The organism is Streptomyces aurantiacus, from assembly GCF_027107535.1.
In the GTDB taxonomy this organism is placed as follows: Bacteria; Actinomycetota; Actinomycetes; order Streptomycetales; family Streptomycetaceae; genus Streptomyces.
The window spans coordinates 8,164,115-8,190,417 of sequence record NZ_CP114283.1; the positions used below are offsets into that span (position 1 = coordinate 8,164,115).

The window sequence follows — 26,303 nt, forward strand, 5'->3', positions numbered from 1 at the left end:
CGACGGCATGCCATGCCCCCTCCGGCGGAGCGCTCAGGTCGCCTCCCGGAAGGCCGCGGCCTCCTCCAGGTCGAGTCGCCGCAGCAGTGTCCGCAGCATCTCGTCGTCGATGTAGAGACCGTCCCGCAGCTTCACGAACACCTCGCGCTCGGCGCTGATCATCTCCCGGGACAGCCGCCGGTACGTGTCGTCCACGGTCTCGCCGGTGACGCTGTTGACCTGGCCGAGGCGTTCCCAGACGGCGTTGCGGCGGCGTTCGAGGACCGTGCGCAGCCGGTCGGCGAGGGGCGGCGGAAGGGCGTTTCGCTCGTCGGAGAGGAGGTCGTCCAGGTGCCGTTCGGCGGCCCGGGAGGCCTGCGCCTGGGCGTTCGCCTCCGCGAGGGTCTCGGCCTGCCGGTCCCGCGCGGGGAGTCTCAGCACGCGGATCAGCGGCGGCAGTGTCAGCCCCTGTACGACGAGGGTCCCGATCACCGTCGTGAAGGTCAGGAAGAGGATCATGTTGCGGCCGGGGAAGTCCTCGCCGCCGTCCGCGGTGAGCGGGATCGAGAAGGCGATGGCGAGCGAGACCACACCTCTCATCCCGGCCCAGCTGATGATGAAGGGCCCCTTCCAGGTGGGGTTCACCTCCCGTTCCCGGATCCGCGCGGACAGCAGGCGCGGCAGGAAGGTCGCTGGATACACCCAGACGAACCGGGTCACGACGACGATCACGAAGAGGGCCACCGCGTACCAGGCGGCGCTCGTCCCCTCGTACTCGCCGAGACCCTTCAGGATGACCGGCAGCTGCAGGCCGATGAGGGCGAAGACCGCCGACTCCAGGATGAACGCGACCATCTTCCAGACCGCCTCCTCCTGGAGGCGGGTCGCGAAGTCGACCTCCCAGTTGCGGTGTCCCAGGTAGAGCGCGACGACGACCACGGCGAGCACTCCGGAGGCGTGCACCTGCTCGGCCACCGCGTACGCGAAGAAGGGGGTCAGCAGCGACAGGGAGTTCTGCAGCAGGGCCTCCTTCAGGTGGGTGCGCATCCAGTGGATCGGCACCATCAGGACGATGCCGACGCCGATGCCGCCGAGCGCGGCGATCAGGAACTCGCCGATGCCGCCCGCCCAGGTCGCGCCCTCGCCGACGGCGGCGGCGATCGCTACCTTGTAGGCGGTGATCGCGGTCGCGTCGTTCACCAGCGATTCGCCCTGCAGGATCGTGGTGACCCGCGACGGCAGGCCGACGCGGCGCGCCACCGCCGTGGCCGCCACGGCGTCCGGCGGTGCCACGACCGCGCCGAGCACCAGCGCCGCGGTGAGCGGCAGGTCCGGCACGATCACGTAGGCGGCCCAGCCGACGGCGAACGTCGCGAACAGCACGTACCCGACCGACAGCAGCGCGACCGGCCGGATCTGCGCCCGCAGATCGAGGTACGAGCTGTCCGTGGCGGCCGTGTAGAGCAGCGGAGGCAGCAGCAGCGGCAGGACCACGTGGGGGTCGAGGGTGTACTCGGGCACGCCGGGCACGTACGAGACGATCAGGCCCGCGGCGACGAGGAGCAGGGGCGCGGGCACCGGGGTACGGCGTGCCGCCCCCGCCACGGCGGCACTGCCCGCGATCAGCAGGAGCAGGGGCATCACATGCATCGGTATCGGCCCGCTTTCGTTTCCGCGCGGATTCCCGCACACCCGACGTAATCTGGCAATCATGAAACAGTGCACGCACGCCGACGCGCTGCCCCGTCCGGAACCCGCACCGTTGAGCGACACCTGCCTGGAGTGCCTGGCGGACGGCTCGCATCCGGTGCAGCTGCGACTGTGCCTGGTCTGCGGCCACGTGGGCTGCTGCGACTCGTCGCCGATGCGGCACGCCACGGAGCATTTCAAGGACTCGGGACATCCGATCATGCGGACCTTCGAGCCCGGTGAGAGCTGGCGCTGGTGCTTCGTCGACCACGTCCTGGTGTGACGTGGGATCCGGACGGTTCGACCGTCTGACGTCTGGGTACGTCAACCCGGCGCGCGCTCTTCCCAATTGGGCCCGCAGACCCCTAGCCACTGTGCGTATACATAGGTTTACTATGAGTGACAGCAAGGGGTTGGGGTCCCGGGGACAGGAAAGCTGAGAGCGCGGTAGCGTCACCGCTGAACCACATGGCGCGTTACCCGGGGGGCAACCCCCGGCCCCCGAAAGAGCTTGTACCACCTTGGAGGTGAGGGTGTCCCAGATCGCAGGCGAGCCCGCGACCCAGGACTTCGTGGAAGTCCGGCTGCCGGCTGCGGGTGCCTACCTGTCGGTGCTGCGCACGGCCACGGCCGGCCTCGCGGCGCGTTTGGACTTCACCCTCGACGAGATCGAGGACTTGCGCATCGCCGTGGACGAGGCGTGCGCGATCCTGTTGCAACAGGCGGTGCCGGGCTCCGTGCTCAGCTGTGTGTTCCGCCTGATCGACGACTCGCTCGAGGTGACCGTCTCGGCCCCGACCACCGACGGCCACGCCCCCGCACGGGACACGTTTGCCTGGACCGTGCTGTCGGCCCTCGCGGGCAAGGTCTCCTCCTCGGTGGCCGACGACAAAACCGTTTCGATCAGCCTCTACAAACAGCGCGGCGCGGGACCCGGGCCGGCGTGAGGAACGGGGACGGGCCGGTGCGGGACGAAGAGCGCGGCACACGGGAACCTGCCGCCGGGGGCGAGGACGGCCCCGGCGCGCCCCGGCCCCTGGCGAAGGGGGTCGACGGCATCCCCGAGCAGGCCCGGCCGCATCCGGAGGACGGTGGGTCCCCGGCGGCCGGGGCGTCTGGGGCGGAGCCGATCGAGGAGGACGGGCGCGAAGCGCCCTCCGGCAGTGACGGGCGACAGGATCCAGACGTTGCCGCGCAAAGGGGGTCCCCCCGGACGGAGTCTGGGGGAGCGTCCGTGGAAGGGCGGCGGCGGGTGACGGGCGGGATCATGAGCGAGCAGCACGAGCACGAGCGGAATGCCGACAACAGCGCGTCGGGCGCACAGCACGACCCCCACAACCGGAGCGGGGCGCGGCTCAAGTTCATCGAGCTGCGCAAGCTGGATGCCGGCAGTCCGGAGTACGCGGAGCTGCGCAACCAGCTGGTCCGCATGCACCTGCCGCTCGTGGAGCATCTCGCGCGCCGTTTCCGCAATCGCGGCGAGCCGTTGGACGACCTCACACAGGTCGCGACCATCGGTCTGATCAAGTCGGTCGACCGTTTCGACCCGGAGCGTGGTGTCGAGTTCTCGACCTACGCGACTCCGACGGTCGTCGGTGAGATCAAGCGGCACTTCCGGGACAAGGGCTGGGCCGTGCGCGTGCCCCGCCGTCTGCAGGAGCTGCGGCTCTCGCTGACCACGGCGACCGCGGAGCTCTCCCAGCAGCACGGCCGCTCCCCCACCGTGCACGAGCTGGCCGAGAAACTGGCCATCTCGGAGGAGGAGGTCCTGGAGGGCCTGGAGTCGGCCAACGCGTACTCCACGTTGTCCCTGGACGTCCCCGACACGGACGACGAGTCGCCGGCCGTCGCGGACACCCTGGGCTCCGAGGACGAGGCACTGGAGGGCGTCGAGTACCGCGAGTCCCTCAAGCCGCTCCTGGAGGACCTCCCTCCGCGTGAGAAGCGCATTCTGCTGCTGCGCTTCTTCGCGAACATGACCCAGTCGCAGATCGCCCAGGAGGTCGGCATCTCCCAGATGCACGTCTCCCGGCTGCTGGCCCGCACGCTGGCCCAGCTCCGCGAAAAGCTGCTGGTCGAGGAGTAGGAAGCCCCGCGCCCTTCCGTCAGGGGGCGCGGGAGACCGTCTGCCCTCCGGGGACCCGGTGAAACCGCGCGAGCCGCGACGACCGGCCCGCGCACCCGGCACGGCCTCGACGCGCGGACCCACTACGCCCTGGGTGCCGCCCGTGCTGCTCGCGGCGCCCCGTCCTGCTTTCGGGTCCTACTTCGGTTCCCGGATCCCGCCGGGGCCGGTGATCCCCAGCGCCCGCGTCGTCTCGGGGTTCAGGATCAGTACCAACGTCGCGACCGCCACCACCGCCAGGGCGATCCCCCCGGGAATGGCGAGGCTGTCGGCCTGGAGCAGGTTGTACGCGACGGGCAGCGCCATGATCTGCGTGATGATCGCCGGCCCCCGGCTCCAGCCGCGGCGCATGAGCAGCCCGCGCGCGGCAAGCAGGGGCAGCAGCGCGAGCACGATCAGCGTCACACCCCCGGTGACGGCCTGGCTCCGGTCGTCCGGGTGGCCGGTGAGGCCCATCACGAGCATGTAGACGCCCCCGACGACGAGGGCGAGCCCCTCCAGCCCGGCGAGCGCCGCGGCCGCGGTCAGCCGCCCGGGGCGGGGGTCGGGGTCGGTCGATTCCGGGGTGGGATTCTGCGCAGAACTCACCCCTGAAGGGTAGCCCTCGCCCCGTCCACTCCCCTGCGCCCGGGGCACTCCCGGCGCACGCGCCGGGCGCTCGCCTTCTCACCTGATCCTCACCTCGGTATGGGCCGAGTACCAAGCGGTAGGTACGCTGCATCGCATGCGTGCACTTCTTGTGGTCAATCCGGCAGCAACCACCACCAGCGCACGCACGCGTGACGTCTTGATCCACGCGCTGGCGAGCGAGATGAAACTCGAAGCGGTCACCACCGAGTACCGCGGCCATGCCAGGGACCTCGGCCGGCAGGCCGCGGAGAGCAAGGACATAGAACTGGTCGTGGCCCTCGGCGGCGACGGCACGGTCAACGAGGTCGTGAACGGTCTGCTGCACAACGGCCCCGACCCCGACCATCTGCCCGGCCTCGCCGTGGTCCCCGGCGGTTCCACCAACGTCTTCGCCCGCGCCCTGGGCCTGCCCAACGACGCCGTCGAGGCGACGGGCGCCCTCCTGGACGCCCTGCGGGAGGGCCGGGAGCGCACGGTGGGCCTGGGTCTCGCCGCGGGCACCCCGGGCAGTGAGGACGAGGGCGTCCCCGCCCGCTGGTTCACCTTCAACGCGGGCCTCGGCTTCGACGCCGGCGTGGTCGGCCGCGTCGAACAGCACCGTGAGCGCGGCAAGCGCTCCACCCACTCTCTCTACCTCCGCCAGGCGATGCGCCAGTTCTTCGGGGAGACCCACCGTCGCCGCGGCACCATCACACTGGAGCGGCCCGGCTGCGACCCGGTGACCGATCTGGTGCTCTCGATAGTCTGCAACACCTCCCCGTGGACGTATCTGGGCAATCGCCCGGTGTACGCGTCACCTAAGGCCTCGTTCGATACCGGCCTCGACGTGCTCGGCCTGAGCCGCATGTCGACGGGTGCGGTTGCCCGGTATGGCACCCAGTTGCTCACTTCGTCCCCCGAGCGCGGACCCCATGGCAAGCACGCGGTGTCCCTGCACGATCTGACCGACTTCACCTTGCATTCGAAGGTCCCACTCCCCCTGCAGATGGACGGCGACCACCTCGGACTGCGTACGAGCGTCGCGTTCACAGGCGTTCGCCGTGCACTGCGTGTGATTGTGTGAGCGGAACGGGCTAAAGTCCTTCCACTCGAACGTTTAGACCAGGATCCACCCCATGGAAGTACGGCTGTGACCTAGTCGACACCGAGGAATCAAAAAAAACTTTCCGGTAGGGGTTGTATCCGCCGCTGAGGTTTGCGAGTCTCTACGTGGCGCTCGGGACGGGCCGCAACATCGCCCCCACAGAGCGCCGGAACCCCTCCTCACATCACAGGACGATGCCAGTCCGTATGGCAGTCGGCCCTTCACTTGTTGAGGGATTCGTGAAAGCGTTCACATTCACAAGCAACGTGCATGTAATACCAAGGAGAGGTAGCAGCCATGGACTGGCGTCACAACGCCGTTTGCCGCGAGGAAGACCCGGAGCTCTTCTTCCCCATCGGCAACACCGGTCCTGCGCTGCTGCAGATCGAGGAAGCCAAGGCCGTTTGCCGTCGCTGCCCCGTCATGGAGCAGTGCCTGCAGTGGGCGCTTGAGTCCGGCCAGGACTCCGGCGTCTGGGGTGGTCTCAGCGAGGACGAGCGCCGTGCGATGAAGCGCCGCGCCGCCCGCAACAGGGCCCGTCAGGCCTCCGCCTGACAACCCGCCCCACAACAGCCTGAGCTTGGCGGCGCGTACAGCGAGTACGCATCTCCCGCCCCCGAGCCGCAGCGCGCAGTACCCCCGATGCGCACAACCGCATGAACACTATGAGCCCCGGACCACCCAGTGGTCCGGGGCTCATTGCTGTTTGCGATCGCGTCCTGCCCGGGCTTCCTGGCGTCGGTCCGCGACCGATTCCCTCGGGCGAGGATTACGTAGCGTGTTCGTGAAGTAATGGTGCGGGTCGCTTCCGAGGGCCCGGTGGCGGCCCGGGCCGCCTGGATTACTCAGGCGGCCCGAGTGACGTGGGTTACTTGTTGGCCCGTACCGGAATGTCCAGTACGACCTGTGTGCCCCGCTCCGGGGCCCGGACCATGTCGAAGGTGCCGCCCAACTCGCCCTCCACCAGGGTCCGCACGATCTGCAGTCCGAGGTTGCCCGAGCGGTGCGGGTCGAAGCCCTCGGGCAGGCCCACCCCGTCGTCCTGGACGGTGACCAGGAGACGGGACTCCTTGGACGTGCCGCCGCGGACCGCGGACACCTCGACCGTGCCCCGCTCACCCTCCCGGAAGCCGTGCTCCAGGGCGTTCTGCAGGATCTCGGTGAGGACCATGGAGAGCGGGGTCGCGACCTCGGCGTCGAGTATGCCGAAGCGGCCCGTGCGCCGGCCGACGACCTTGCCCGGTGAGATCTCGGCGACCATGGCGAGCACCCGGTCGGCGATCTCGTCGAACTCCACCCGCTCGTCGAGGTTCTGGGAGAGCGTCTCGTGCACGATGGCGATCGAGCCGACGCGGCGCACCGCCTCTTCGAGAGCCTCGCGGCCCCCGTCCGACTCGATGCGACGGGCCTGGAGACGCAGCAGCGCCGCGACCGTCTGGAGGTTGTTCTTCACCCGGTGGTGGATCTCCCGGATGGTCGCGTCCTTGGTGATCAACTCCCGCTCGCGGCGCCGCAGTTCGGTGACGTCCCGCAGGAGTACCAGCGAGCCCACGCGGGTGCCCTTGGGTTTGAGCGGGATGGCGCGCAGCTGGATCACGCCGTCGTTGCTCTCGATCTCGAACTCGCGGGGCGCCCAGCCGCTGGCGACCTTGGCCAGCGCCTCGTCCACCGGGCCCCGGGACGGGGCGAGTTCGGCGGTGGTCATGCCCAGGTGGTGGCCGACCAGGTCGGCGGCGAGGCCGAGGCGGTGGTACGCCGACAGCGCGTTCGGTGACGCGTACTGGACGACGCCGTCCGCGTCCAGCCGGATCAGGCCGTCGCCCACGCGGGGCGAGGCATCCATGTCCACCTGCTGGTCGGGGAACGGGAAGGAGCCCGCCGCGATCATCTGCGCCAGGTCGGATGCGCTCTGCAGATAGGTGAGTTCCAGCCGCGAGGGCGTGCGCACGGTGAGGAGGTTGGTGTTGCGGGCGATGACACCGAGGACGCGGCCCTCCCTGCGCACGGGGATGGACTCGACCCGGACGGGCACCTCCTCGCGCCACTCCGGGTCGCCCTCGCGCACGATCCGGCCCTCGTCCAGGGCGGCGTCCAGCATGGGGCGGCGGCCGCGCGGCACGAGGTGACCGACCATGTCGTCCTGGTACGAGGTGGGGCCGGTGTTGGGTCGCATCTGGGCGACCGAGACATAGCGGGTGCCGTCGCGGGTGGGGACCCACAGGACGAGGTCGGCGAAGGAGAGGTCGGAGAGCAGCTGCCACTCCGAGACCAGCAGATGCAGCCACTCGAGGTCGGAGTCACCGAGGGCCGTGTGCTGGCGTACGAGATCGTTCATGGAGGGCACGTGTGCGAGCGTACCCGTCGCGTGCGACAAGGCCCGAAATCGGCCACCCGCGCGGCCCCGGAGAACACCCGCGGGCCGCGGCGCCTGGGAGGGACCCTCAACCCTCCCGGCACCGCAGCCCGGAGCAACATCGGCCGCGGGGTGTGCGGTCCCGATCGGCCGAAGGATGAGGAGCCGGTGCAGTCAGGGCAGAGAGCGCCGGTTCCTCGATCCGCCTTCCTGTGCGGGGAAGGCGGAGGCTTGGTCGTTCAGCTGGCTTGATCGTGCAGTTGCGTTCTCAAGCTTCGCGTAAGCATTGTGGACTAGACCACTGTGAGTGTCCATGCGTTGACGGATGTTTGTTGTTGTCTCTCAATCCAACAACTCGCGTCCTCCATCCACCACGCAGCCTAACCCCGAGCGGTTCACGGGCGGGGCCAGATTCACATCGCGAGTTCGGCGAGCGCCTCCGGTTCCTCCTTGGTGGCACCGTCGCGCGCCTGCTGGGACATGCCCTGGATCATGGCGCCGGCACGGCGGGCCAGGGCTGCCGCGTCCGTGTCCGTGTCCGTGTCCGTGTCCGTGTCCGTGTCCGTGTCCGGGGGCAGCTCGCCCGCGTCGGCACCGGCCCGTACGCGGCGCTCCACGGCGGCGATGCCGGCCCTGCGCCGATCCCGCAGAGAGGCCTCCACCTCGGGGGTGGTGCAGTTGGTCGCGGCGTGGAGGACCAGGCAGCCGAGCGGGCGGCCCGGCACGGTGAACCCGGCTGCGGCCTCGCGCAGCATCCGCTCCACCGCGGTGCCGTCTCGCGATCGAAGGAGCGGGGGCGTCCGCGCGGCCTGGGGACCGGCCCGGCGGTGCCCGTGACGTCCTGGCTGCTCACCGTGCGGCGAATTCCAGAGCGGGCGACAGGGAAAACGCCGGGCGGAAGGAGCGGCCGGGCAGCGGTGACCGGGAAGGAGCGTTCTGCTAGATTGGTCTATACCACATATGCAGGTGAGTTCCCTCTCAGAACGGCAGGCCCAGCGTGGAAGTTGTCATCGTTCCGGACGCCAAGGCGGGTGGCGAGCTCATTGCCGAGGCCATGGCGGAGTTGATCCGGCACAAGCCCGAAGCCCTGCTCGGGGTGGCCACCGGTTCGACCCCCCTGCCCATCTACGAGGCGCTGGCGGCGAAGGTGGGCTCCGGGGCCGTGGACGCCTCGCGGACACGGGTCGCACAGCTCGACGAGTACGTGGGACTGCCGGCCGAGCATCCCGAGTCGTACCGGTCCGTGCTGCGGCGCGAGGTGCTGGAGCCTCTGGGGATCGGCATGGCGGCGTTCATGGGACCCGACGGGACCGCCGAGGACGTACGTGCCGCGTGCGAGGCGTACGACAAGGCGCTCGGCGACGCGGGCGGGGTCGATCTCCAGCTGCTCGGGATCGGCACCGACGGGCACATCGGGTTCAACGAACCGTGCTCCTCGCTCGCCTCCCGTACGCGGATCAAGACGCTGACCGAGCAGACACGGGTCGACAACGCCCGGTTCTTCGAGGGCGACATCGAGCAGGTGCCGCACCACGTGATCACCCAGGGGATCGGGACGATCCTGGAGGCACGGCACCTGGTGCTGCTGGCCACCGGTGAAGGCAAGGCCGACGCCGTGGCGGCGACCGTCGAGGGCCCCGTCGCGGCGGTGTGCCCGGCATCCGCGCTCCAGTTGCACCCGCACGCCACGGTCGTGGTGGACGAGGCGGCCGCGTCCAAGCTGAAGCTGGCGGACTACTTCCGGCACACGTACTCCAACAAGCCGGCCTGGCAGGGGATCTAGCGGTTCTCGGGGGACGCGGAAGGCGCCGGGCTCCCCGCGTGGGAGTCCGGCGCCTGTCGTTCGGCGCTGCCGCCAGTGCGAGGTCGGGTGCGGGCTCGCCGCAGCTGATCGCGCAGTTCCCCGCGCCCCTGAAAGCCCCGGTCTCCGGCCCCTTGAAAAGCTCCAGGTGCTCCGGGGGCCCGGCAAGGTCACAGGGCGGTGATGGCCTCCGCCGCTGCGAGGCCGCACACCCGGGCAGCGCCGTGCGTGGCGAGGTGGAGGGCGCCCCGGGGCGGAGCCTGCGGTACGCCCATCTCGACCACGACCGTGTCCGGCCGGGCGGTGACCAGCGCGTCGAGAGCCTCGGCCATCCAGCCGTGCCGGTGGACGTCGCGCACGACGGCGACCACCCGGCGCGGCCCGGCGGCCGCGAGCACCTCCGCCCCGGCCCCCTCCCCCGAGAAGCTCCCGGTCTCCGTGCCCGGCAGCCTGCGGCGCAGCTCGGCGCCGACGCCCCAGGGGGTCTCGTCCCCGACGGCGATGTTGGTGGCGGGGGTGAGGGCCGCGACGTACGGCGCCCCGGTGAGCGGCGCGCAGTGCGGGCCGCGGGTGACGGTCAGCGCGCGCCGGGCCGCCACCAGGCCGATCCCGGGGTCGGGCTCGTCGGCGGCGGAGGCCGGCCCCACGGCGGCCGAGGCGGTCCAGGACGCCAGGGCCCGCACCCGGGCCGCCGCGTCCGCCAGTCGTTCCTCGGGGAGTTCGCCCGAGCGGACCGCCGTGACCAGCGCGTCCCGCAGCCGCAGGACCGTCGCGTCGTCCGCGAGCCCGCCACCCACGCAGATGGCGTCGGCGCCCGCGGCGATCGCGAGGACGCTGCCCCGCTCGATGCCGTGGGTCGCGGAGATGGCCCGCATCTCCATGCCGTCGGTGACGATCAGCCCGTCGTAGCCGAGTTCCTCGCGCAGCAGTCCGGTGAGGACGCGGCGGGAGAGGGTCGCGGGGTGGGCCGGGTCGAGGGCGGGTACCAGGATGTGCGCGCTCATCACGGCGCGGGTGCCGGCCTCGATGGCCGCGCGGAACGGGGCCAGCTCACGCGACTGCAGGACCGACAGCTCCGCGTCGATGCGCGGCAGCGCGTGATGGGAGTCGACCGCGGTGTCGCCGTGCCCCGGGAAGTGCTTGGTGCAGGCGGCGACGTGGGCGGACTGGAGCCCGCGGACGTACGCGGCGGTGTGCCGGGCGACCAGGGCCGTGTCGGCGCCGAAGGACCGTACGCCGATGACGGGGTTGTCGGGGTTGGAGTTGATGTCCGCGGACGGTGCCCAGTTGAGGTTCACCCCGCAGTCGGCCAGCCGGCGGCCCAGCTCGTGGGCCACGGCCTCGGTCAGCGTCACGTCGTCGACCGCGCCCAGCGCGTGGTTGCCGGGGAACGACGAGCCCGTCCGCACCTCCAGTCGCGTGACGTCACCGCCCTCCTCGTCGATGGCGACCAGTACGTCGCCCCGCTCCGCGCGCAACTGGGCGGTCAAGGCGGCGAGTTGGGCGGGTGAAGCGATGTTGCGGCCGAAGAGGCCGACGGAGGCGAGGCCCTCGCCGAGCCGCCGCAGCAGCCAGGAGGGGGCGGAGGTCCCGGTGAAGCCGGGCTGCAGGACGGCAAGGGCGTCGCGGGTCAGCGTGTCCGTGCCGGAGACGATGGTGGTCATCGGGTGGCGTTATCCCTTCACCGCGCCGGAGGTGAGTCCGCTGACGGCCTTGCGCTGGAGGAAGACGAAGAGGACCAGGATCGGGATGGCGAAGAGCGAGGCCGCGGCCATGGTGGCCCCCCAGTCGTCGCCGAACGTCGTCTGGAAGCTGGAGAGCCACAGCGGGAGCGTCTGCTTCTCGGCGTCCTTGTTGAGGATCAGGACGAGCGGGAACTCGTTCCACGCCGTGATGAAGCCGAAGAGCGAGGTGGCCATCAGTCCGGGGGCGAGCAGCGGGAAGATGACCTTCACGAAGGCCTGCCTGCGGGTGCAGCCGTCCACCATCGCCGACTCCTCCAGCTCCTTCGGCACGGCGGCGACGTACCCGCGCAGCGTCAGGACGGTGAAGGGCAGCACCATGATCATGTAGAAGAGGGTGAGTGGTACGAGGCTGTTGAGCAGGTCGGCGTCGCGCACGATCATGTAGATCGCGATGACCATGACCTCCCACGGTGCCATCTGCGCGATCATGAAGGTCAGGAGGAAGCCGCGACGGCCCCTGAACCGCATCCGGGCCAGCGCGAAGGACGCGAGCAGCGCGATGACGAGGGAGAAGACCACCGCGAGGACGGTCACCGTCAGGGAGTTGCCGACCAGTGTCCAGAAGTGGTCGGCGTCCAGGGCCCGTCGGAAGTGGTCGAGGGTGATGTCGGTCGGCACGAAGACCGGGTCGTCCGCGATGATGTCGCCGGTCGGCTTCAGCGCGGTCGCGAACATCCAGTAGACGGGGAACGCGAAGACGACGAAGAGGGCGAGGGCCGTCGCGTTGGGCCAGATCCGGGACGCCACGGAAGAGACGGGGCGCTTCACAGCTCGTCCTCCTCTTGCTTGAGAACGGTTCGCAGGTAGTAGGCCGTCAGGCCGAGCAGGATGAGGATCGTCAGGAACGAGATCGCCGCGCCCATCCCGTAGTGCTGGTTGCCGGGGCCTTCGACGAACGCGTAGATCGGCAGGGTCTCGGTGAGCCGGTCGGGTCCGCCCATGTTCATCGCGAAGATCTGCGGGAACGCCTTGAAGACCCAGATGACCTCCAGGAAGGTCGTCGCCCACAGGAACGGCCGCAGGAACGGGAAGGTCACGTGGGTGAAGCTCTTCCACACCCCGGCCCCGTCGATGGAGGCGGCCTCGTACAGCTCTTTCGGGATGGTGGTCGTGGCGGCGTACAGGTTGATCGCCACGAACGGGATGGACTGCCAGACGATCACCAGGGTGATCACGGAGAAGGTGGAGAGCTGGGAGCCGAACCAGTTGTAGTCGGCCATCGACGTCCAGCCCGCCTTGGCGAGCAGCCAGTTGACGACGCCGAAGCGCTGGGCGAACAGCCACTGGTAGACGGTGGTCGCGGCGATCACGGGCATCGCCCAGGCCAGCACCACACCGAGCAGCAGCAGCAACCGCATGCGCTTGCCGAGCCGGGCGAGGAGCAGGCCGACGAGGGTGCCGAGCACCATGATGAGGACGACGTTCACGGTGGTGAAGACGACCGTGCGCTGGACGACCTTCCAGAAGTCAGCGCTGCCGAGGACCTCTTTGTAGTTGTCGCCGCCGTTCCACTCGGTGAGGTGCAGGATCAGCTGGCGCGGGTTGAGGTTCTGGAACGACAGCATGCCGTTCTTGACCAGCGGCCAGCCGAGCAGCACCACGGTGACGAGCAGCGCGGGCACCAGGAGCAGGTAGGGGGCGGACGCACCGCCGCGCCTCCTGGCCGTGGCCGGGTCCGTGGCGTCGGTGGGCGGGGGTACGTCGGTCTTACGGGCACCGGGCGCCGCGGCCGTGCCTGTGTCCGTGCGTTCGGTCTGCACTGACATGCTCGCCATCTCTTCCACCGTCAGGAGTCACAGGTCGTTCGATGCGCCGGCGCCGGGGGCGGGCGGGCCGCCCCCGGCGGGTGCTCAACTGCTCTGCGCGAGCCGCTTGTTGATCTCGGACTCGACCTGCTCGGCGGCGTCGGCGGGCGACTTCCCCTTGAGGACCGCGGTCATGTAGGCCTTGATCGGGTTCGGGTCGTTCTCCACGGCGGCCCACTCGGGGATCAGCGGCGTGGTGCCTCCGCCGGCCGCGGCCGGGGCGGCCGCCTCGGCGGCGCCGTTGCCCGCGAGGTGGGACTGCAGCGACTCCTTGTTCGGGATGACGCCGTTCTCCTTGGCGAGCGCGCCCTCGAACTTGTCGGACAGGGCCACCTTGAGGAACTCCTTGGCGAGCTCCTGCTTCTTGCTGCCCGCGGCGACCGCGAAGTTGGAGCCGCCGAGGAAGACGCCCTCCGGCTTGTCGGCCGTCTCACCGGGGATGGTGAAGTAGCCGATGTCCTTCTCGATCTTCTTGTTGGCGGCGATGGCCGTGCCGGCCTCCCAGCCCATGCCGACGAAGGCGCCCACCTTGCCCTTGGCGAACACCTCGGCCTGCTGCGGGGTCGCCTCGTCCTTGTCCTTGGGGGCCTTGGAGAAGGACTGGTACTTCTTGTAGATCTCCATGGCCTTGCCGACCTTCGGGTCCGCGAGGTTGGAGACGTACTTGTCGCCGTCCTTCTTCACCAGGTCGGCGCCCTGGCCGATGGTCAGGCCGTCGAAGAAGTACCAGTTCTGGCCGGGCAGGTAGATCGGCTCGGCGTCGGTCTTCTTGTCGATGGCCTTCAGGTCCGCGAAGAACTCCTCGCGGGTCTTCGGGGTGTCCTTGATGCCGGCGTCGGCCCAGACCTTCTTGTTGTAGATGACGACGCGGTTGGCGAAGTACCACGGAGCCGCGTACTGCTTGCCGTCGAACACCGAGGACGCGTTGAGGGCCTCGGTCCAGTCGGCGCCGATCTCCGCCTTGAGGTCCGTCAGGTCGGCGAGACCGCCGGTGGCCGCGTAGGCGGGCGTCTGGGTGTTGCCGACCTCCACGACGTCCGGCGGGCTGTCCTCGGAGAGCGCGGTGGTGATCTTCTGCTGGATGCCGTTCCACTGCTGGGTCTCGAACTTCAGCTTGGCGCCGGTCTTCTTCTCGAAGGCGGCCTTGACGTCCTTGGTCCAGCCGGGCGGCGTGGAGCCGTCCATGGCCCAGACGGTCAGGGTCTGGCCCTTGAAACCGTCGGCCCCCGTCTTGTCACCACTGTCACCGTCGTCGCCGCCACAGGCCGCGACCGACATCAACATGCCCGCGACACCGACGGCCGCGATGAGCTTGCGCTTCACGTCATCCTCCTCAGGGATGCCAGCAACCCCCCTGCCCACCGCGTGACTTACGACGAGTACTGCCCGTGGGGCTGGGACCTGGTCCTCAATGGTTTAGACCAGTACGGGGAGCTTGGCCTAGACCTAGAGGGGTGTCAAGGGTCGAAAAGCCGCTCCCGGCCGTCCGTTACGCGACCTACATATGAAGGGACCTTTCACTACAGGGGCGACAGAACGGGCGCGCCCGTGCGCAGGCCGCGGCCGGTGTCCACGGCGCACCCGCTCTCGCGGTGGACTAGACCAAAAGGGACCCCGACGGTATATAGAGGGGATCACGCAGCGTGCGGGAGGACACTCGCACGGCTGGGCGTGCCACGATGTGAGCCGTGGCCGACGCGCACGTCGGCCGCATCGGCACCCGGAGCCGGGAAGGCAGAGTATGAGCACCGACGTCAGCAGTGCGGAGAACGAGGGTGGGGCCCCCATCCGTACCGCGCGCGTGCCCAAGTACTACCGCCTGAAGAAGCACCTGCTCGACATGACGGACACGCTGCCGCCGGGCACGCCGGTACCGCCCGAGCGCACGCTCGCCGCCGAGTTCGACACCTCACGCACGACCGTGCGCCAGGCCCTCCAGGAACTGGTCGTCGAGGGCCGCCTCGAACGCATCCAGGGCAAGGGCACCTTCGTCGCCAAGCCGAAGGTCTCGCAGGCCCTCCAGCTCACCTCGTACACCGAGGACATGAGGGCGCAGGGCCTGGAGCCCACCTCGCAGCTCCTGGACATCGGCTACATCACCGCCGACGACACCCTCGCCGAGCTTCTCGACATCACGGCCGGCGGGCGCGTCCTGCGTATCGAGCGGCTCCGGCTCGCGAGCGGTGAGCCGATGGCCATCGAGACGACGCATCTGTCCGCGAAGCGCTTTCCCGCGCTGCGGAGGTCGCTCGTCAAGTACACGTCCCTCTACACGGCGCTGGCCGAGGTGTACGACGTGCATCTCGCCGAGGCCGAGGAGACGATCGAGACGTCCCTGGCCACACCCCGGGAGGCCGGGCTGCTCGGGACCGACGTGGGCCTGCCGATGCTGATGCTGTCCCGGCACTCGCTGGACAAGGACGAGCAGCCGGTGGAGTGGGTGCGGTCGGTGTACCGGGGGGACCGCTACAAGTTCGTCGCACGGCTCAAGCGGCCCACGGAGTAGGTCCGCAGGGAGTGTGCGGGCGGCTGTGCGCGGACCGCCGGGAGGCGGATCCGCGGCAGGGCATCCGCCGTGGTCCGGCATCCGATCCGGCGGCGGAAGGGTACGCGATCTCCGGTGTGCGGACGGGGGGTTCCATAAAGCAAAGCCGTCCCTTAGATTTCCTGCGCGTCGCACAGGTGATCAGTGAGGGGACGGAGCCGTCATATGCCGGACACACCGGACGCGCCGAGAGCGCCCGAAGAGAAACCGCCGGTGGTGACACCGGTCCGTGTGGTGATCGCCCTCTGTCTGATCGCGCCGTTCGTGGCGATGCTCTGGGTGGGGTCGTACGCGAAGGTCGACCCGGCCTTCATCGGCATCCCGTTCTTCTACTGGTACCAGATGCTGTGGGTGTTCGTCTCGACCGCGCTCACCATGGTCGCGTACGCGCTGTGGAACCGTGACCAGCGCGCCCGCAAGTCCCGGAAGGAGGGCGCGTCCGCATGAACGACGGCGTGAACGGCGTGGCACTCGCCGTCTTCATCTTCTTCTTCCTGGCCGTCACGGTCATGGGCTTCCTCGCGTCGCGCTGGCGCCGGGCCGAGACCGACAGCCTCGACGAATGGGGCCTGGGCGGACGGTCGTTCGGCACCTGGGTCACGTGGTTCCTGCTCGGCGGCGACCTCTACACGGCATACACCTTCGTGGCGGTCCCGGCGGCGATCTACGCGGCGGGCGCGGCCGGCTTCTTCGCCGTCCCCTACACGATCCTGGTGTACCCGCTCATCTTCACGTTCCTGCCCCGCCTGTGGTCGGTCTCGCACAAGCACGGGTACGTGACGACGTCGGACTTCGTACGCGGGCGCTTCGGCTCGAAGGGGCTGTCGCTCGCGGTGGCGGTGACCGGCATCCTCGCGACGATGCCGTACATCGCGCTCCAACTGGTCGGCATCCAGGCCGTCCTGGACGTGATGGGCGTCGGCGGCGGGGAGGACACCAACTGGTTCATCAAGGACCTGCCGCTGCTCATCGCCTTCGGCGTGCTGGCCGCGTACACGTACTCGTCCGGCCTGCGCGCACCGGCCCTGATCGCGTTCGTCAAGGACACGCTGATCTACATAGTCATCGCGGTCGCGATCATCTACATCCCGATCAAGCTGGGCGGCTTCGACGAGATCTTCGCCAAGGCGGGCGAGGCCTACAGCCAGACCAACCCGGCGACGGGCGCGCCCCGTGGCGCCCTGACCCCGAGCGAGGCCGGCCAGTGGACGTACGCGACGCTGGCCCTGGGCTCGGCGCTGGCGCTGTTCATGTACCCGCACTCGATCACGGCGACGCTGTCCAGCCGCAGCCGTGAGGTGATCCGGCGCAACACCACGATCCTGCCGCTGTACTCGCTGATGCTGGGGCTGCTCGCGCTGCTCGGGTTCATGGCGATCGCGGCCGGGATCAAGGTGCAGAACGGGCAGTTGGCGATCCCGCAGCTCTTCGAGACGATGTTCCCGGCCTGGTTCGCGGGCGTGGCGTTCGCGGCGATCGGTATCGGCGCGCTCGTACCGGCGGCGATCATGTCCATCGCGGCGGCGAACCTCTTCACCCGCAACATCTACAAGGACTTCATCAAGCCCGACGCGACACCCGCCCAGGAGACCAAGGTCTCCAAGCTGGTCTCGCTGCTGGTGAAGGTGGGCGCGCTGGCCTTCGTCCTCACCATGGACAAGACCGTGGCGATCAACTTCCAGCTGCTGGGCGGGATCTGGATCCTGCAGACCTTCCCGGCGCTGGTCGGCGGTCTGTTCACCCGGTGGTTCCACCGGTGGGCGCTGCTCGCGGGCTGGGCGGTCGGCATGCTGTACGGCACGGTCGCGGCGTACGGGGTGGCCTCGCCGACCCAGAAGCACTTCGGTGGTTCGGCCAAGGAGATCCCCGGGATCGGCGAGATCGGGTACATCGGCCTGACGGCGTTCGTCCTGAACGTGGTCGTGACGGTCGTCCTGACCTTCGCGCTGAGGGCCTTCAAGGCCCCCGACGGCATCGACGAGACGTCGCCGGAGGACTACACGGCGGACGCCGGCGACAAGGGCGTCCAGGTGGAGCTGCCGCCGGCCACGGCCGGGGCGGGGCACTAGGCCCTGTCGGCCTGGCCCGAGGGGCGGCCGGGGGCGTTCTCGCCCCCGGCCGCCCCTGCCCGTCTTCTCCTCCGGGCCCAGGGCCCGCCCCCCGCTCCCCCGCTCCCCGGAAGCCGGAGGAGCGGAAAATCCGGGAGCCGCCGTCGCCCTCCTCGGGCACACTGCGGGGCATGGACATCGCGATCAGGCGGGCGGAGCCCGGGGAGTACACGGCGCTGGGAGAGATCACCGCGCAGGCCTATCTCGGGGACGGGCTGCTCGACTTCGGGGAGAGCGACGAGTATCTCGGCGAGCTGCGGAACGTCGCGAAGCGCGCCGCCGCGGCCGACGTGCTGGTGGCCGTGGAGAGCGCCGGGACCTCCAAGTCCTCCAAGTCCTCCGGGGGCAGGGTCCTCGGCGGGGTGACCTTCGTGCCGTCCGGCGGACTCATGGCCGAGATCTCGCGCGAGGGCGAGGCCGAGATACGGATGCTGGCGGTCTCGAAAGAGGCCCGAGGACGGGGCGTGGGCACCTCCCTCGTCCGCGCGTGCATCGACCGCGCCCGGACCACGGAGGGCTGTTGGGGCATCGTGCTGTCCACCCAGCGCACCATGCACAGCGCCCACCGCATCTACGAGCGCCTCGGCTTCACCCGCGCCCCCGGCCGCGACTGGAACCCCGTCCCGCAGCTGGACGACATCATGCTCCTCAGCTACGAGTTGACGCTCTGACACACTCCGCTGCACCCTCCGGAGCCGCCACGACACAACATGTGGGGGTGCTTCCGGAGCCCGGCACAAGATGTATGCTCATGCTCGCTGTCGCCGCAGGGGAATCCGGTGTGAATCCGGAACTGTCCCGCAACGGTGTACTTGTACGCGTATGCCCGCATGCCGTCGTACAGGAGTCAGTCCGAGGACCTGCCGACAGCGCGCCCAGGCCGTCCGGCCCGGGTGCATGACGTCCGGGCCTCGCGGAGTGGGCCGGTGGACGCGGGGTACCGCTGCGCGGAGCCGATACCCCCGTGTGCCCCGAACCCCTCTCCCCGCAGGCCCCGTGCCGAGCGAGGGAGAGCCCCACGTGACCATCGCGCCAGCCGATCCGGTTTCAGCGGAAGCGACACAGGACCAGCAGGACAGGGCCGCGGCCGACGGACCGGGAACCGCGTTGCTGCGGACCCTGACCGCCTTCACCGCCGACCTCCCCGGCGCCGACCCCGGCAGGGTCGCCGCGGCGGCCCTGCGCGGCCGGTCCGCCGTCGCGGACGAGCCGGAGCTGCGCGAGCTCGCCACGGAGGCGGCCGCGGGTCTCATCTCCGAGGACCCGGTGTACTCGAAGCTGGCCGCACGCCTGCTGACGGTCGGCATCACCGCGGAGGCCGCCTCGCAGGGCGTGCGCTCCTTCTCCGAGTCGGTCGCCGTCGGCCACCGCGAGGGCCTGATCGCCGACCGCACGGCCGAGTTCGTCCGCGTCCACGCGGCCCGTCTCGACGCGCTGATCGACGCCTCTTCCGCCGAGGGCGCCGACGACCGCTTCGGCTACTTCGGCCTGCGCACCCTCCACAGCCGGTACCTGCTACGGCACCCGATCACCCGGTCCGTCATCGAGACGCCCCAGCACTTCATGCTGCGGGTGGCGAGCGGTCTCGCCGAGGACGCCACGAGCCGCTCGGTGGACGAGGTCGCGGCGCTGTACGCCCTCATGAGCCGCCTCGACTACCTGCCCTCCTCCCCCACCCTCTTCAACTCCGGTACGCGGCACCCGCAGATGTCGTCCTGCTACCTCCTCGACTCCCCGCTGGACGAGCTGGACTCCATCTACGACCGCTACCACCAGGTGGCCCGCCTCTCGAAGCACGCGGGCGGCATCGGCCTCTCGTACTCCCGGGTCCGCTCCCGCGGTTCACTGATCCGCGGCACGAACGGGCACTCGAACGGCATCGTCCCGTTCCTGAAGACGCTCGACGCCTCGGTGGCCGCCGTGAACCAGGGTGGCCGGCGCAAGGGCGCGGCCGCGGTCTACCTGGAGACCTGGCACTCCGACATCGAGGAGTTCCTGGAGCTGCGCGACAACACCGGTGAGGACGCCCGGCGCACGCACAACCTGAACCTCGCGCACTGGATCCCGGACGAGTTCATGCGCCGGGTGAACGAGGACCGCGTCTGGTCGCTGTTCTCGCCCTCGGACGTGCCCGAGCTGGTCGACCTGTGGGGCGAGGAGTTCGACGCCGCGTACCGCAAGGCCGAGGAGCAGGGTCTCGCCAAGAAGACCATTCCGGCCCGCGATCTGTACGGCCGCATGATGCGCACCCTCGCCCAGACCGGCAACGGCTGGATGACCTTCAAGGACGCCGCCAACCGCACGGCCAACCAGACGGCGCTGCCCGGCCACACGGTCCACTCCTCGAACCTGTGCACCGAGATCCTGGAGGTGACGGACGACGGGGAGACCGCGGTCTGCAACCTCGGGTCGGTGAACCTGGGCGCCTTCGTCGACGCGGACGCGCGGGACATCGACTGGGAGCGGCTGGACGCGACCGTCCGTACCGCCGTCACCTTCCTCGACCGGGTCGTCGACATCAACTTCTACCCGACCGAGCAGGCGGGCCGTTCCAACACGAAGTGGCGTCCGGTGGGCCTGGGCGCGATGGGTCTGCAGGACGTCTTCTTCAAGCTGCGGCTGCCCTTCGACTCCCCGCAGGCGCGCGCGCTCTCCACCCGGATCGCCGAGCGGATCATGCTCGCCGCGTACGAGGCGTCCGCGGACCTCGCCGAGCGCAACGGCCCGTTGCCCGCCTGGGAGAAGACCCGTACGGCCCGGGGGGTGCTGCACCCGGACCACTTCGACGTGGAGCTGAACTGGCCGGAGCGCTGGTCGGCGCTGCGGGAGCGGATCGCCTCGGTGGGCCTGCGCAACTCGCTGCTCCTCGCGATCGCCCCCACCGCGACCATCGCGTCCATCGCCGGTGTCTACGAGTGCATCGAGCCGCAGGTCTCCAACCTGTTCAAGCGCGAGACCCTGTCCGGCGAGTTCCTCCAGGTCAACTCCTACCTGGTGGCCGAGCTGAAGGAGCTCGGCGTGTGGGACGCGCAGACCAGGGAGGCGCTGCGTGAGTCGAACGGCTCGGTGCAGGGCTTCACCTGGGTCCCGCAGGACGTGCGCGACCTGTACCGCACGGCGTGGGAGATCCCGCAGCGCGCTCTGATCGACATGGCCGCCGCCCGGACGCCGTTCCTGGACCAGGCCCAGTCGCTGAACCTGTTCCTGGAGACGCCGACCATCGGCAAGCTCTCCTCGATGTACGCGTACGCCTGGAAGTCGGGTCTGAAGACGACGTACTACCTGCGCTCGCGCCCGGCCACCCGCATCGCCCGCGCCGCCCAGGCCCAGACCCGGACCGAGGCGCGGCCCGAGAAGACCATTCCCGTACAGCAGGCCGCCGACCCCGACGCCGTCGCCTGCTCCCTTGAGAACCCCGAGTCCTGCGAGGCCTGCCAGTAATGACCACCGCACCTGAGAAGAGCGAGAAGAACCTTCTCGACCCTGGCTTCGAGCTGACCCTGCGCCCCATGCGCTACCCGGACTTCTACGAGCGCTACCGGGACGCGATCAAGAACACCTGGACCGTCGAGGAGGTCGACCTCCACTCGGACGTCACCGACCTGGCGAAGCTCTCACCGGGCGAGCAGCACATGATCGGCCGGCTGGTCGCGTTCTTCGCGACGGGCGACTCGATCGTGTCGAACAACCTGGTGCTGACGCTCTACAAGCACATCAACTCCCCCGAGGCGCGGCTCTACCTGAGCCGCCAGCTCTTCGAGGAGGCCGTGCACGTCCAGTTCTATCTGACGCTGCTCGACACCTATCTGCCCGATCCGAAGGACAGGGCCGCGGCCTTCGACGCGGTGGAGAGCATCCCCTCCATCCGCGAGAAGGCCGAGTTCTGCTTCAGGTGGATGGACTCGGTGGAGAAGCTGGACCGGCTGGAGACGAAGGCCGACCGCCGCCGCTTCCTGCTCAACCTCATCTGCTTCGCCGCGTGCATCGAGGGGCTGTTCTTCTACGGGGCCTTCGCGTACGTCTACTGGTTCCGCAGCCGGGGCCTGCTCCACGGTCTGGCGACCGGCACCAACTGGGTGTTCCGCGACGAGACGATGCACATGTCCTTCGCGTTCGAGGTGGTCGACACCGTCCGCAAGGAGGAGCCGGAGCTCTTCGACGACGAGCTCCGGCGGCAGGTCACCGACATGCTCCGGGAGGCCGTCGAGGCCGAGCTGCAGTTCGCGCGCGACCTGTGCGGTGACGGCCTGCCGGGCATGAACACCGACTCCATGCGGCAGTACCTGGAGTGCGTCGCCGACCAGCGCCTGCAACGCCTCGGCTTCGCCCCGGTGTACGGCTCCGAGAACCCCTTCTCGTTCATGGAGCTCCAGGGGGTTCAGGAGCTGACCAACTTCTTCGAGCGCCGCCCCTCGGCGTACCAGGTGGCGGTGGAGGGTTCGGTCGACCTCGACGAGGACTTCTGACCCTGCGAGCGGCCCTGTTCGGCCTCCCTGAGCTGACGGTCGATGCGCCGGTCGCGCACGACACCGGTCACCGCGGGGAGGACGAGCAGGACGAGGATTCCGAGGACGGTGAGCATTCCGATCAGGCCTTCCAGCTGTGTCGTATTCATGGACACCACTGTCGCGCCGAATGCTCCTTACCGTGAGTGGCAGGACTGCCGTGCACCCTCGATTTCCTGCCAGATCGGGTGCACACTGGCAGCATGCTGACCAACGTGGCCGCCGTCCTCCTCGACGGCGTGCATCCCTTCGAACTCGGCGTCGTCTGCGAGGTCTTCGGCCTCGACCGCAGCGACGAGGGGCTGCCGGTGTACGACTTCGCGGTCGCCTCGGCCGAGGGGCCGCACCTCGGCACCCACGTACCGGGGCTCACGGTCTCCACGCCGTACGGCCTCGACCGGCTCGACGAGGCCGACCTGGTCGTCGTGCCCGCCGGGAACACGTATGCCGTCCGCGGCTATCCGCCCGAACTGCTCACCGCGCTGCGCAAGGTGGTGGACCGGGGGTCCCGAGTGCTCAGCGTCTGCTCCGGGGTCTTCCTGCTCGGCGCGGCCGGGCTCCTCGACGGGCGGCGCTGCGCCGTGCACTGGCAGCACGTGGACGAGCTGAGCCGGCAGTACCCGCGGGCGATCGTCGAGCCGGACGTGCTGTACGTCGACGAGGACCCCGTGATCACCTCGGCGGGCACGGCCGCCGGCATCGACGCCTGCCTCCACATCGTCCGCAAGGAACAGGGCCCCGAGGTCGCCAACACCATCGCGCGCCGCATGGTGGTGCCTCCGCACCGCGACGGCGGCCAGGCCCAGTACATCGAGCGCCCGCTGCCGCGCTCCCAGTGCGACACGGTCGGCGAGGTGCTCGTCTGGATGGAGCGCCACCTCGGCGAGGAGGTGACCGTCGAGCAGCTCGCCGCTCGCGCGCACATGTCCCCGCGGACCTTCGCCCGCCGCTTCCAGCAGGAGACGGGCACCACCCCCTACCGCTGGCTGCTGAGGCAACGGGTGCTGCTGGCCCAGGAGTTGCTGGAGGCCACGGACGAGACGATGGACTTCATCGCGGATCGCACGGGGTTCGGGACCGCGGCCGCGCTGCGCCATCAGTTCGTACGGTCGCTGGGGACGACCCCGCACGCGTACCGACGCACGTTCAGAGGCCCGCAGGCCGCCTGAACGTGCGCCGCACGGTCACCGGGGTACGGCCTTCAGCAGCAGCCGGTGCGGCCGCAGCGTGATGCCGACCCGTGTCGTGTCGTTCGACCCGGACACCTGCTCGAGACGCCAGCGCGAGGCCACCGCAGCCGTGATGAGGCTGAGCTGGGCCATCGAGAAGTGGTCACTCGGGCACTTCCTGTTGCCCACGCTGAACGGGCTCATCGCGTACTTCGGCACGTCCTTGGCCCGTTCCGGAAGCCAGCGGTCGGGGTCGAAGTCGAGATGCCCGTCGTACGAACGCGCGTCGCGCTGTATCGCGTACGGACTGTAGACAATGTCGGCCCCGGCTGGAATGCGATACCCACCGAGTTCGGTTTCGGTCACGGCCCGGCGCGTCAATATCCATACAGCGGGGCGCAGCCGCATGGCTTCGACGACGACATTGTTCGTGTGGGACAGCTTCTGTACGTCCGCGAATGCGACAGGACGGTCACCCGCGACGGATTCGACCTCTTCACGCACACGGTCCGCGTGTTCCGGGTGTTCGGTGAGGACCTGCAGGAGCCACATGATCGTGGACGCGACGGTTTCGCTGCCGGGGGTGAGTATCGCGACCACCTGGTCGTGGATCTCCTGTTCCCCAATGGGATCGCCATTCTCGTCCTTCGCCTCCAGCAATGCCGTCAGCAAATCGTCCGGCTTTTGACCAGATGCCCGGCGTTCGGCGACGATCTCGTCGACCAGGAGGTGCAAATCGGCCAGCGCGCGGTCGAATTTGCGATTGGCCGGGAGCGGCAGCCTGTAGAGCGGCCCGGCCGGGATCACCATGCGGCGGTACATGCCGCGGAAGACGGTGGCGAGCGCGATGCTCAGCCGCTCGGCCCGCTCGTCCATGAAGTCGCCGCGCAGCAGACAGCGGGCGGCGATCCGAACGGCGACCCGGAACGACTCCGAGGTGCAGTCGATCGTCGCGCCGGACCCCAGGCGCTCCGCGAGGGCGTGCGCCTCCTCCTCCATGATCGGCCCGTACTCGGGGATGACGTCGAGCCGGAACGCGGGCTGGATGGTCCGCCGCTGGCGCCGGTGGCGCGGTCCGTTGGCCGTCGCCACCCCCTCCTTGCCGAGCAGGCCTTCAAGGGACTCCCAGAGCGGTCCGGCGATCTTGAAGTCGGGGCTCAGTGCCATCGCTCCGGTGAGGGCCGGCGACGTGAGCGCGTACACCGTCTTGGGGCCCAGCCTGAGCCGGACGACCTCTCCGTGGGTGCGTAGTCGGGCGAAGAAGCTCAGCGGGTCACGGGCCAGTTTCCAGCCGTGACCCAGGCCGGGGACACCGCCCCCGGCGAGGGGCGGGATGGTCGGTTCTGCCGCTCGGGGTGCAGCGGGCCGCACGGACTCGACGGTCATTTCTCACCTGCCGGTTCGTTGTTGACGTACGGGGGTGTGGAGCGGTCGTCCCAGGTGTCGACCATGTACCGGCCCGACTCGTGGTGGAACCAGTACACGGAGCTGAACCAGTTCCGCATATTGAACAGACACGCCCGCACGGCAGCCGCCAATTCAGCGCCCCGCACGGACCCGTTGTCGATCCTTTCCGCGTACCTCAGCACCTCCTGTTCGACGTCGAGGAATTCAGTGATGCATTCCTCGACCCGGCGCCTCACTTCCTTGACTGCTTCTTCGAGTCGCATTCCTTCGTGATGAATGAGACTGATGCCGAGATTGTGGACCTCGTCACCCGCTATTTCCTTGGGAAGCGAACACAGGTCGTTGTACCAGGCGGCGAAATCCTGGCACAGCAGAGCGGCCCGCTGATAGTCGGAATTCTCCCGGACGGTGTCGGGCAGCTCGTACTTCGTGCTTGGCTCCAGCAGGTCGATCCAGATCCAGTGCGCGAAGGTCATCCGCCGCAGTTCGAGATATTCCTCGACGGTCGGGACGATTCCCGACGCACGATTGTGGAATTCCCGGTCGTACGCCTCGATGACGTCGTGGAAGTGCGCGGCGAACCGGGCGTTCCACCCTTCCCCGAGGAACGAGTACAGCCGCAGCACGCTGTCCGCGAACCCCGCCACCAGGGGATCCTGGTGGTGCAGGTGCTCTCGCGGGGAGTCGAGTGCCGTGTGCAGCTGCAGTCTCAGCAGCTCCCACGCCGCCGGCCGGCCGTGGATGACGTCGCGGTCGTGGCGGTCGTCCCAGACGAAGAACCACGCGCTGTAGTCCGCTATCGCCTGGAGGACCTCGTCGGGCGCGCCAATGTAGTAGCCCGCCATGAGGTCCGTGTAGCAAAGCCCGTCGGCATATGCCTCGACCTTGTCCGCCGACATGAGGCGCTTTTCCAGGAGCCAGGCCCTGGTCTTCCCCTGGAGCTCGGGCCAATACGGATGGAGTTGACGGGGAAACTCGGTCTCGATCACCGGGAGAGAGAGCGCCGGTGGAACGAGGGCCGAGGTGTGCGTCGTTGTGGTGCTCTGTGAGAAAGCAGGCACGAACAAACCCCTCTCAGCCGCCTGTTGGCGACACGCCCCTCCCGCTGTGCCGGGCGTGCGCCGTTGCGTATCCCCGCACTTCCCATTCAGCACCACAACTGACCGTTCTGGGAACGGATTTGCTTCGCTCACTACCCCACCATGCCGAGAATCTCCCCTTGTGTGACTGAATATGGATCATTACGGACGCACAAGGGATCGAACGTGCGACGCACAGACGAACGGCACCTGGTCGGAGAGTGATCCGTCCAGGCGCCGTGGTTGCGGGACGCTCACGCCCCGGTTGTCGTGCTCTGT

General features: G+C 69.3%; 23 protein-coding genes, 1 pseudogene and 1 riboswitch. Of the genes and pseudogenes, 13 read left to right on the top strand and 11 right to left on the bottom strand.

The genetic code is table 11. From position 1 onward, the window contains the following. Positions 1 to 33 precede the first annotated feature (33 nt). Positions 34 to 1,629 (bottom strand): Na+/H+ antiporter, encoded by a 1,596-nt coding sequence (locus tag O1Q96_RS38010; RefSeq protein ID WP_269252443.1) that lies wholly within the window; start codon positions 1,627 to 1,629, stop codon positions 34 to 36. Positions 1,630 to 1,690: 61 nt separating this feature from the next. Here O1Q96_RS38010 and O1Q96_RS38015 point away from each other — a divergent pair, with 61 nt between their 5' ends. From O1Q96_RS38015 to O1Q96_RS38025, 3 genes are all read left to right on the top strand, one after another. Further along, complete coding sequence (locus O1Q96_RS38015) at positions 1,691 to 1,951, top strand: UBP-type zinc finger domain-containing protein (protein WP_217453190.1); 261 nt, start codon at positions 1,691 to 1,693, stop codon at positions 1,949 to 1,951. A 250-nt stretch (positions 1,952 to 2,201) separates the two neighbouring features. Continuing rightward, entirely contained in the window at positions 2,202 to 2,615 is a 414-nt protein-coding gene (locus tag O1Q96_RS38020) for an ATP-binding protein (RefSeq protein WP_055512819.1), read from the top strand. Then, positions 2,612 to 3,754, top strand: a complete 1,143-nt coding sequence (locus O1Q96_RS38025; RefSeq protein ID WP_269252444.1) for a SigB/SigF/SigG family RNA polymerase sigma factor — start codon at positions 2,612 to 2,614, stop codon at positions 3,752 to 3,754. The genes O1Q96_RS38020 and O1Q96_RS38025 overlap by 4 nt, the downstream gene beginning before the upstream one ends. Before the next feature lie 177 nt (positions 3,755 to 3,931). Here the strand turns inward: O1Q96_RS38025 and O1Q96_RS38030 are convergent, their stop codons facing one another. Further along, a complete protein-coding gene (locus O1Q96_RS38030; RefSeq protein ID WP_269252445.1) occupies positions 3,932 to 4,381 on the bottom strand; it encodes a hypothetical protein in 450 nt (149 codons plus the stop codon). Between the two features lie 136 nt (positions 4,382 to 4,517). Here O1Q96_RS38030 and O1Q96_RS38035 point away from each other — a divergent pair, with 136 nt between their 5' ends. Further along, positions 4,518 to 5,486, top strand: coding sequence for a diacylglycerol/lipid kinase family protein (locus O1Q96_RS38035; RefSeq protein WP_269252446.1), 969 nt, complete (start codon positions 4,518 to 4,520; stop codon positions 5,484 to 5,486). Between the two features lie 318 nt (positions 5,487 to 5,804). After that, a complete protein-coding gene (locus O1Q96_RS38040) occupies positions 5,805 to 6,062 on the top strand; it encodes a WhiB family transcriptional regulator (RefSeq protein ID WP_016639615.1) in 258 nt (85 codons plus the stop codon). Between the two features lie 313 nt (positions 6,063 to 6,375). Here O1Q96_RS38040 and O1Q96_RS38045 read toward each other — a convergent pair whose 3' ends face one another. Both O1Q96_RS38045 and O1Q96_RS38050 read right to left on the bottom strand, forming a co-directional pair. Continuing rightward, positions 6,376 to 7,842, bottom strand: coding sequence for a sensor histidine kinase (locus O1Q96_RS38045; protein ID WP_269253887.1), 1,467 nt, complete (start codon positions 7,840 to 7,842; stop codon positions 6,376 to 6,378). Between the two features lie 431 nt (positions 7,843 to 8,273). Beyond that, positions 8,274 to 8,627 (bottom strand): annotated as a pseudogene (locus O1Q96_RS38050) (hypothetical protein); the annotation flags it as partial. A 230-nt stretch (positions 8,628 to 8,857) separates the two neighbouring features. Between O1Q96_RS38050 and nagB the strand changes: the two are divergent. After that, positions 8,858 to 9,643 (top strand): glucosamine-6-phosphate deaminase, encoded by a 786-nt coding sequence (nagB, locus tag O1Q96_RS38055; protein WP_269252447.1) that lies wholly within the window; start codon positions 8,858 to 8,860, stop codon positions 9,641 to 9,643. Positions 9,644 to 9,831: 188 nt separating this feature from the next. Here the strand turns inward: nagB and O1Q96_RS38060 are convergent, their stop codons facing one another. The 4 genes from O1Q96_RS38060 to O1Q96_RS38075 all read right to left on the bottom strand — a co-directional run bounded on the left by O1Q96_RS38060 (position 9,832) and on the right by O1Q96_RS38075 (position 14,534). Beyond that, entirely contained in the window at positions 9,832 to 11,325 is a 1,494-nt protein-coding gene (locus O1Q96_RS38060; protein ID WP_269252448.1) for a glycoside hydrolase family 3 protein, read from the bottom strand. A gap of 9 nt (positions 11,326 to 11,334) precedes the next feature. Beyond that, positions 11,335 to 12,174, bottom strand: a complete 840-nt coding sequence (locus O1Q96_RS38065) for a carbohydrate ABC transporter permease (RefSeq protein WP_269252449.1) — start codon at positions 12,172 to 12,174, stop codon at positions 11,335 to 11,337. Beyond that, a complete protein-coding gene (locus O1Q96_RS38070; protein ID WP_269253888.1) occupies positions 12,171 to 13,172 on the bottom strand; it encodes a carbohydrate ABC transporter permease in 1,002 nt (333 codons plus the stop codon). Before O1Q96_RS38070 ends, O1Q96_RS38065 begins: the two co-directional genes overlap by 4 nt. 84 nt (positions 13,173 to 13,256) lie before the next feature. After that, positions 13,257 to 14,534, bottom strand: coding sequence for an extracellular solute-binding protein (locus O1Q96_RS38075; RefSeq protein WP_269252450.1), 1,278 nt, complete (start codon positions 14,532 to 14,534; stop codon positions 13,257 to 13,259). 418 nt (positions 14,535 to 14,952) lie between these two features. Here O1Q96_RS38075 and O1Q96_RS38080 point away from each other — a divergent pair, with 418 nt between their 5' ends. The 6 genes from O1Q96_RS38080 to O1Q96_RS38105 all read left to right on the top strand — a co-directional run bounded on the left by O1Q96_RS38080 (position 14,953) and on the right by O1Q96_RS38105 (position 22,330). After that, positions 14,953 to 15,717, top strand: a complete 765-nt coding sequence (locus tag O1Q96_RS38080; RefSeq protein ID WP_217453180.1) for a GntR family transcriptional regulator — start codon at positions 14,953 to 14,955, stop codon at positions 15,715 to 15,717. A 204-nt stretch (positions 15,718 to 15,921) separates the two neighbouring features. Continuing rightward, positions 15,922 to 16,203: a DUF3311 domain-containing protein gene (locus O1Q96_RS38085; protein ID WP_269252451.1), complete on the top strand. Its 282-nt coding sequence runs from the start codon at positions 15,922 to 15,924 to the stop codon at positions 16,201 to 16,203. Further along, a complete protein-coding gene (mctP, locus tag O1Q96_RS38090; RefSeq protein WP_269252452.1) occupies positions 16,200 to 17,825 on the top strand; it encodes a monocarboxylate uptake permease MctP in 1,626 nt (541 codons plus the stop codon). Before O1Q96_RS38085 ends, mctP begins: the two co-directional genes overlap by 4 nt. 170 nt (positions 17,826 to 17,995) lie before the next feature. Further along, positions 17,996 to 18,535, top strand: coding sequence for a GNAT family N-acetyltransferase (locus tag O1Q96_RS38095; RefSeq protein WP_269252453.1), 540 nt, complete (start codon positions 17,996 to 17,998; stop codon positions 18,533 to 18,535). A 74-nt stretch (positions 18,536 to 18,609) separates the two neighbouring features. Next, a riboswitch (cobalamin riboswitch) is annotated at positions 18,610 to 18,746 on the top strand. Positions 18,747 to 18,884: 138 nt separating this feature from the next. Further along, on the top strand, positions 18,885 to 21,305 hold the full coding sequence (locus O1Q96_RS38100; RefSeq protein ID WP_269252454.1) for a ribonucleoside-diphosphate reductase subunit alpha: 2,421 nt from the start codon (positions 18,885 to 18,887) through the stop codon (positions 21,303 to 21,305). Continuing rightward, on the top strand, positions 21,305 to 22,330 hold the full coding sequence (locus O1Q96_RS38105) for a ribonucleotide-diphosphate reductase subunit beta (protein WP_269252455.1): 1,026 nt from the start codon (positions 21,305 to 21,307) through the stop codon (positions 22,328 to 22,330). Before O1Q96_RS38100 ends, O1Q96_RS38105 begins: the two co-directional genes overlap by 1 nt. Here O1Q96_RS38105 and O1Q96_RS38110 read toward each other — a convergent pair. Then, entirely contained in the window at positions 22,243 to 22,479 is a 237-nt protein-coding gene (locus tag O1Q96_RS38110; protein WP_269252456.1) for a hypothetical protein, read from the bottom strand. The genes O1Q96_RS38105 and O1Q96_RS38110 overlap by 88 nt on opposite strands. A gap of 93 nt (positions 22,480 to 22,572) precedes the next feature. Here O1Q96_RS38110 and O1Q96_RS38115 point away from each other — a divergent pair, with 93 nt between their 5' ends. Beyond that, entirely contained in the window at positions 22,573 to 23,538 is a 966-nt protein-coding gene (locus tag O1Q96_RS38115) for a helix-turn-helix domain-containing protein (protein WP_269252457.1), read from the top strand. 15 nt (positions 23,539 to 23,553) lie between these two features. Here O1Q96_RS38115 and O1Q96_RS38120 read toward each other — a convergent pair whose 3' ends face one another. Further along, the gene (locus O1Q96_RS38120) at positions 23,554 to 24,924 is read right to left on the bottom strand and encodes a bifunctional albaflavenone monooxygenase/terpene synthase (protein ID WP_269252458.1); all 1,371 of its coding nucleotides are present in this window, start codon (positions 24,922 to 24,924) and stop codon (positions 23,554 to 23,556) included. Further along, a complete protein-coding gene (gene cyc1 / locus O1Q96_RS38125; RefSeq protein ID WP_269253889.1) occupies positions 24,921 to 26,006 on the bottom strand; it encodes an epi-isozizaene synthase in 1,086 nt (361 codons plus the stop codon). The genes O1Q96_RS38120 and cyc1 overlap by 4 nt, the downstream gene beginning before the upstream one ends. Positions 26,007 to 26,303: the final 297 nt, after the last annotated feature.

Coding starts and splice junctions, on each gene's coding strand:
- O1Q96_RS38110 (WP_269252456.1), bottom strand. CDS start 22,479: ATGAATACGACACAGCTGGAAGGCCTGATCGGAATGCTCACCGTCCTC.
- O1Q96_RS38085 (WP_269252451.1), top strand. CDS start 15,922: ATGCCGGACACACCGGACGCGCCGAGAGCGCCCGAAGAGAAACCGCCG.
- mctP (WP_269252452.1), top strand. CDS start 16,200: ATGAACGACGGCGTGAACGGCGTGGCACTCGCCGTCTTCATCTTCTTC.
- O1Q96_RS38095 (WP_269252453.1), top strand. CDS start 17,996: ATGGACATCGCGATCAGGCGGGCGGAGCCCGGGGAGTACACGGCGCTG.
- O1Q96_RS38115 (WP_269252457.1), top strand. CDS start 22,573: ATGCTGACCAACGTGGCCGCCGTCCTCCTCGACGGCGTGCATCCCTTC.
- O1Q96_RS38120 (WP_269252458.1), bottom strand. CDS start 24,924: ATGACCGTCGAGTCCGTGCGGCCCGCTGCACCCCGAGCGGCAGAACCG.
- O1Q96_RS38035 (WP_269252446.1), top strand. CDS start 4,518: ATGCGTGCACTTCTTGTGGTCAATCCGGCAGCAACCACCACCAGCGCA.
- O1Q96_RS38080 (WP_217453180.1), top strand. CDS start 14,953: ATGAGCACCGACGTCAGCAGTGCGGAGAACGAGGGTGGGGCCCCCATC.
- O1Q96_RS38010 (WP_269252443.1), bottom strand. CDS start 1,629: ATGCATGTGATGCCCCTGCTCCTGCTGATCGCGGGCAGTGCCGCCGTG.
- O1Q96_RS38045 (WP_269253887.1), bottom strand. CDS start 7,842: ATGAACGATCTCGTACGCCAGCACACGGCCCTCGGTGACTCCGACCTC.
- O1Q96_RS38015 (WP_217453190.1), top strand. CDS start 1,691: ATGAAACAGTGCACGCACGCCGACGCGCTGCCCCGTCCGGAACCCGCA.
- O1Q96_RS38060 (WP_269252448.1), bottom strand. CDS start 11,325: ATGACCACCATCGTCTCCGGCACGGACACGCTGACCCGCGACGCCCTT.
- O1Q96_RS38070 (WP_269253888.1), bottom strand. CDS start 13,172: ATGTCAGTGCAGACCGAACGCACGGACACAGGCACGGCCGCGGCGCCC.
- O1Q96_RS38040 (WP_016639615.1), top strand. CDS start 5,805: ATGGACTGGCGTCACAACGCCGTTTGCCGCGAGGAAGACCCGGAGCTC.
- O1Q96_RS38105 (WP_269252455.1), top strand. CDS start 21,305: ATGACCACCGCACCTGAGAAGAGCGAGAAGAACCTTCTCGACCCTGGC.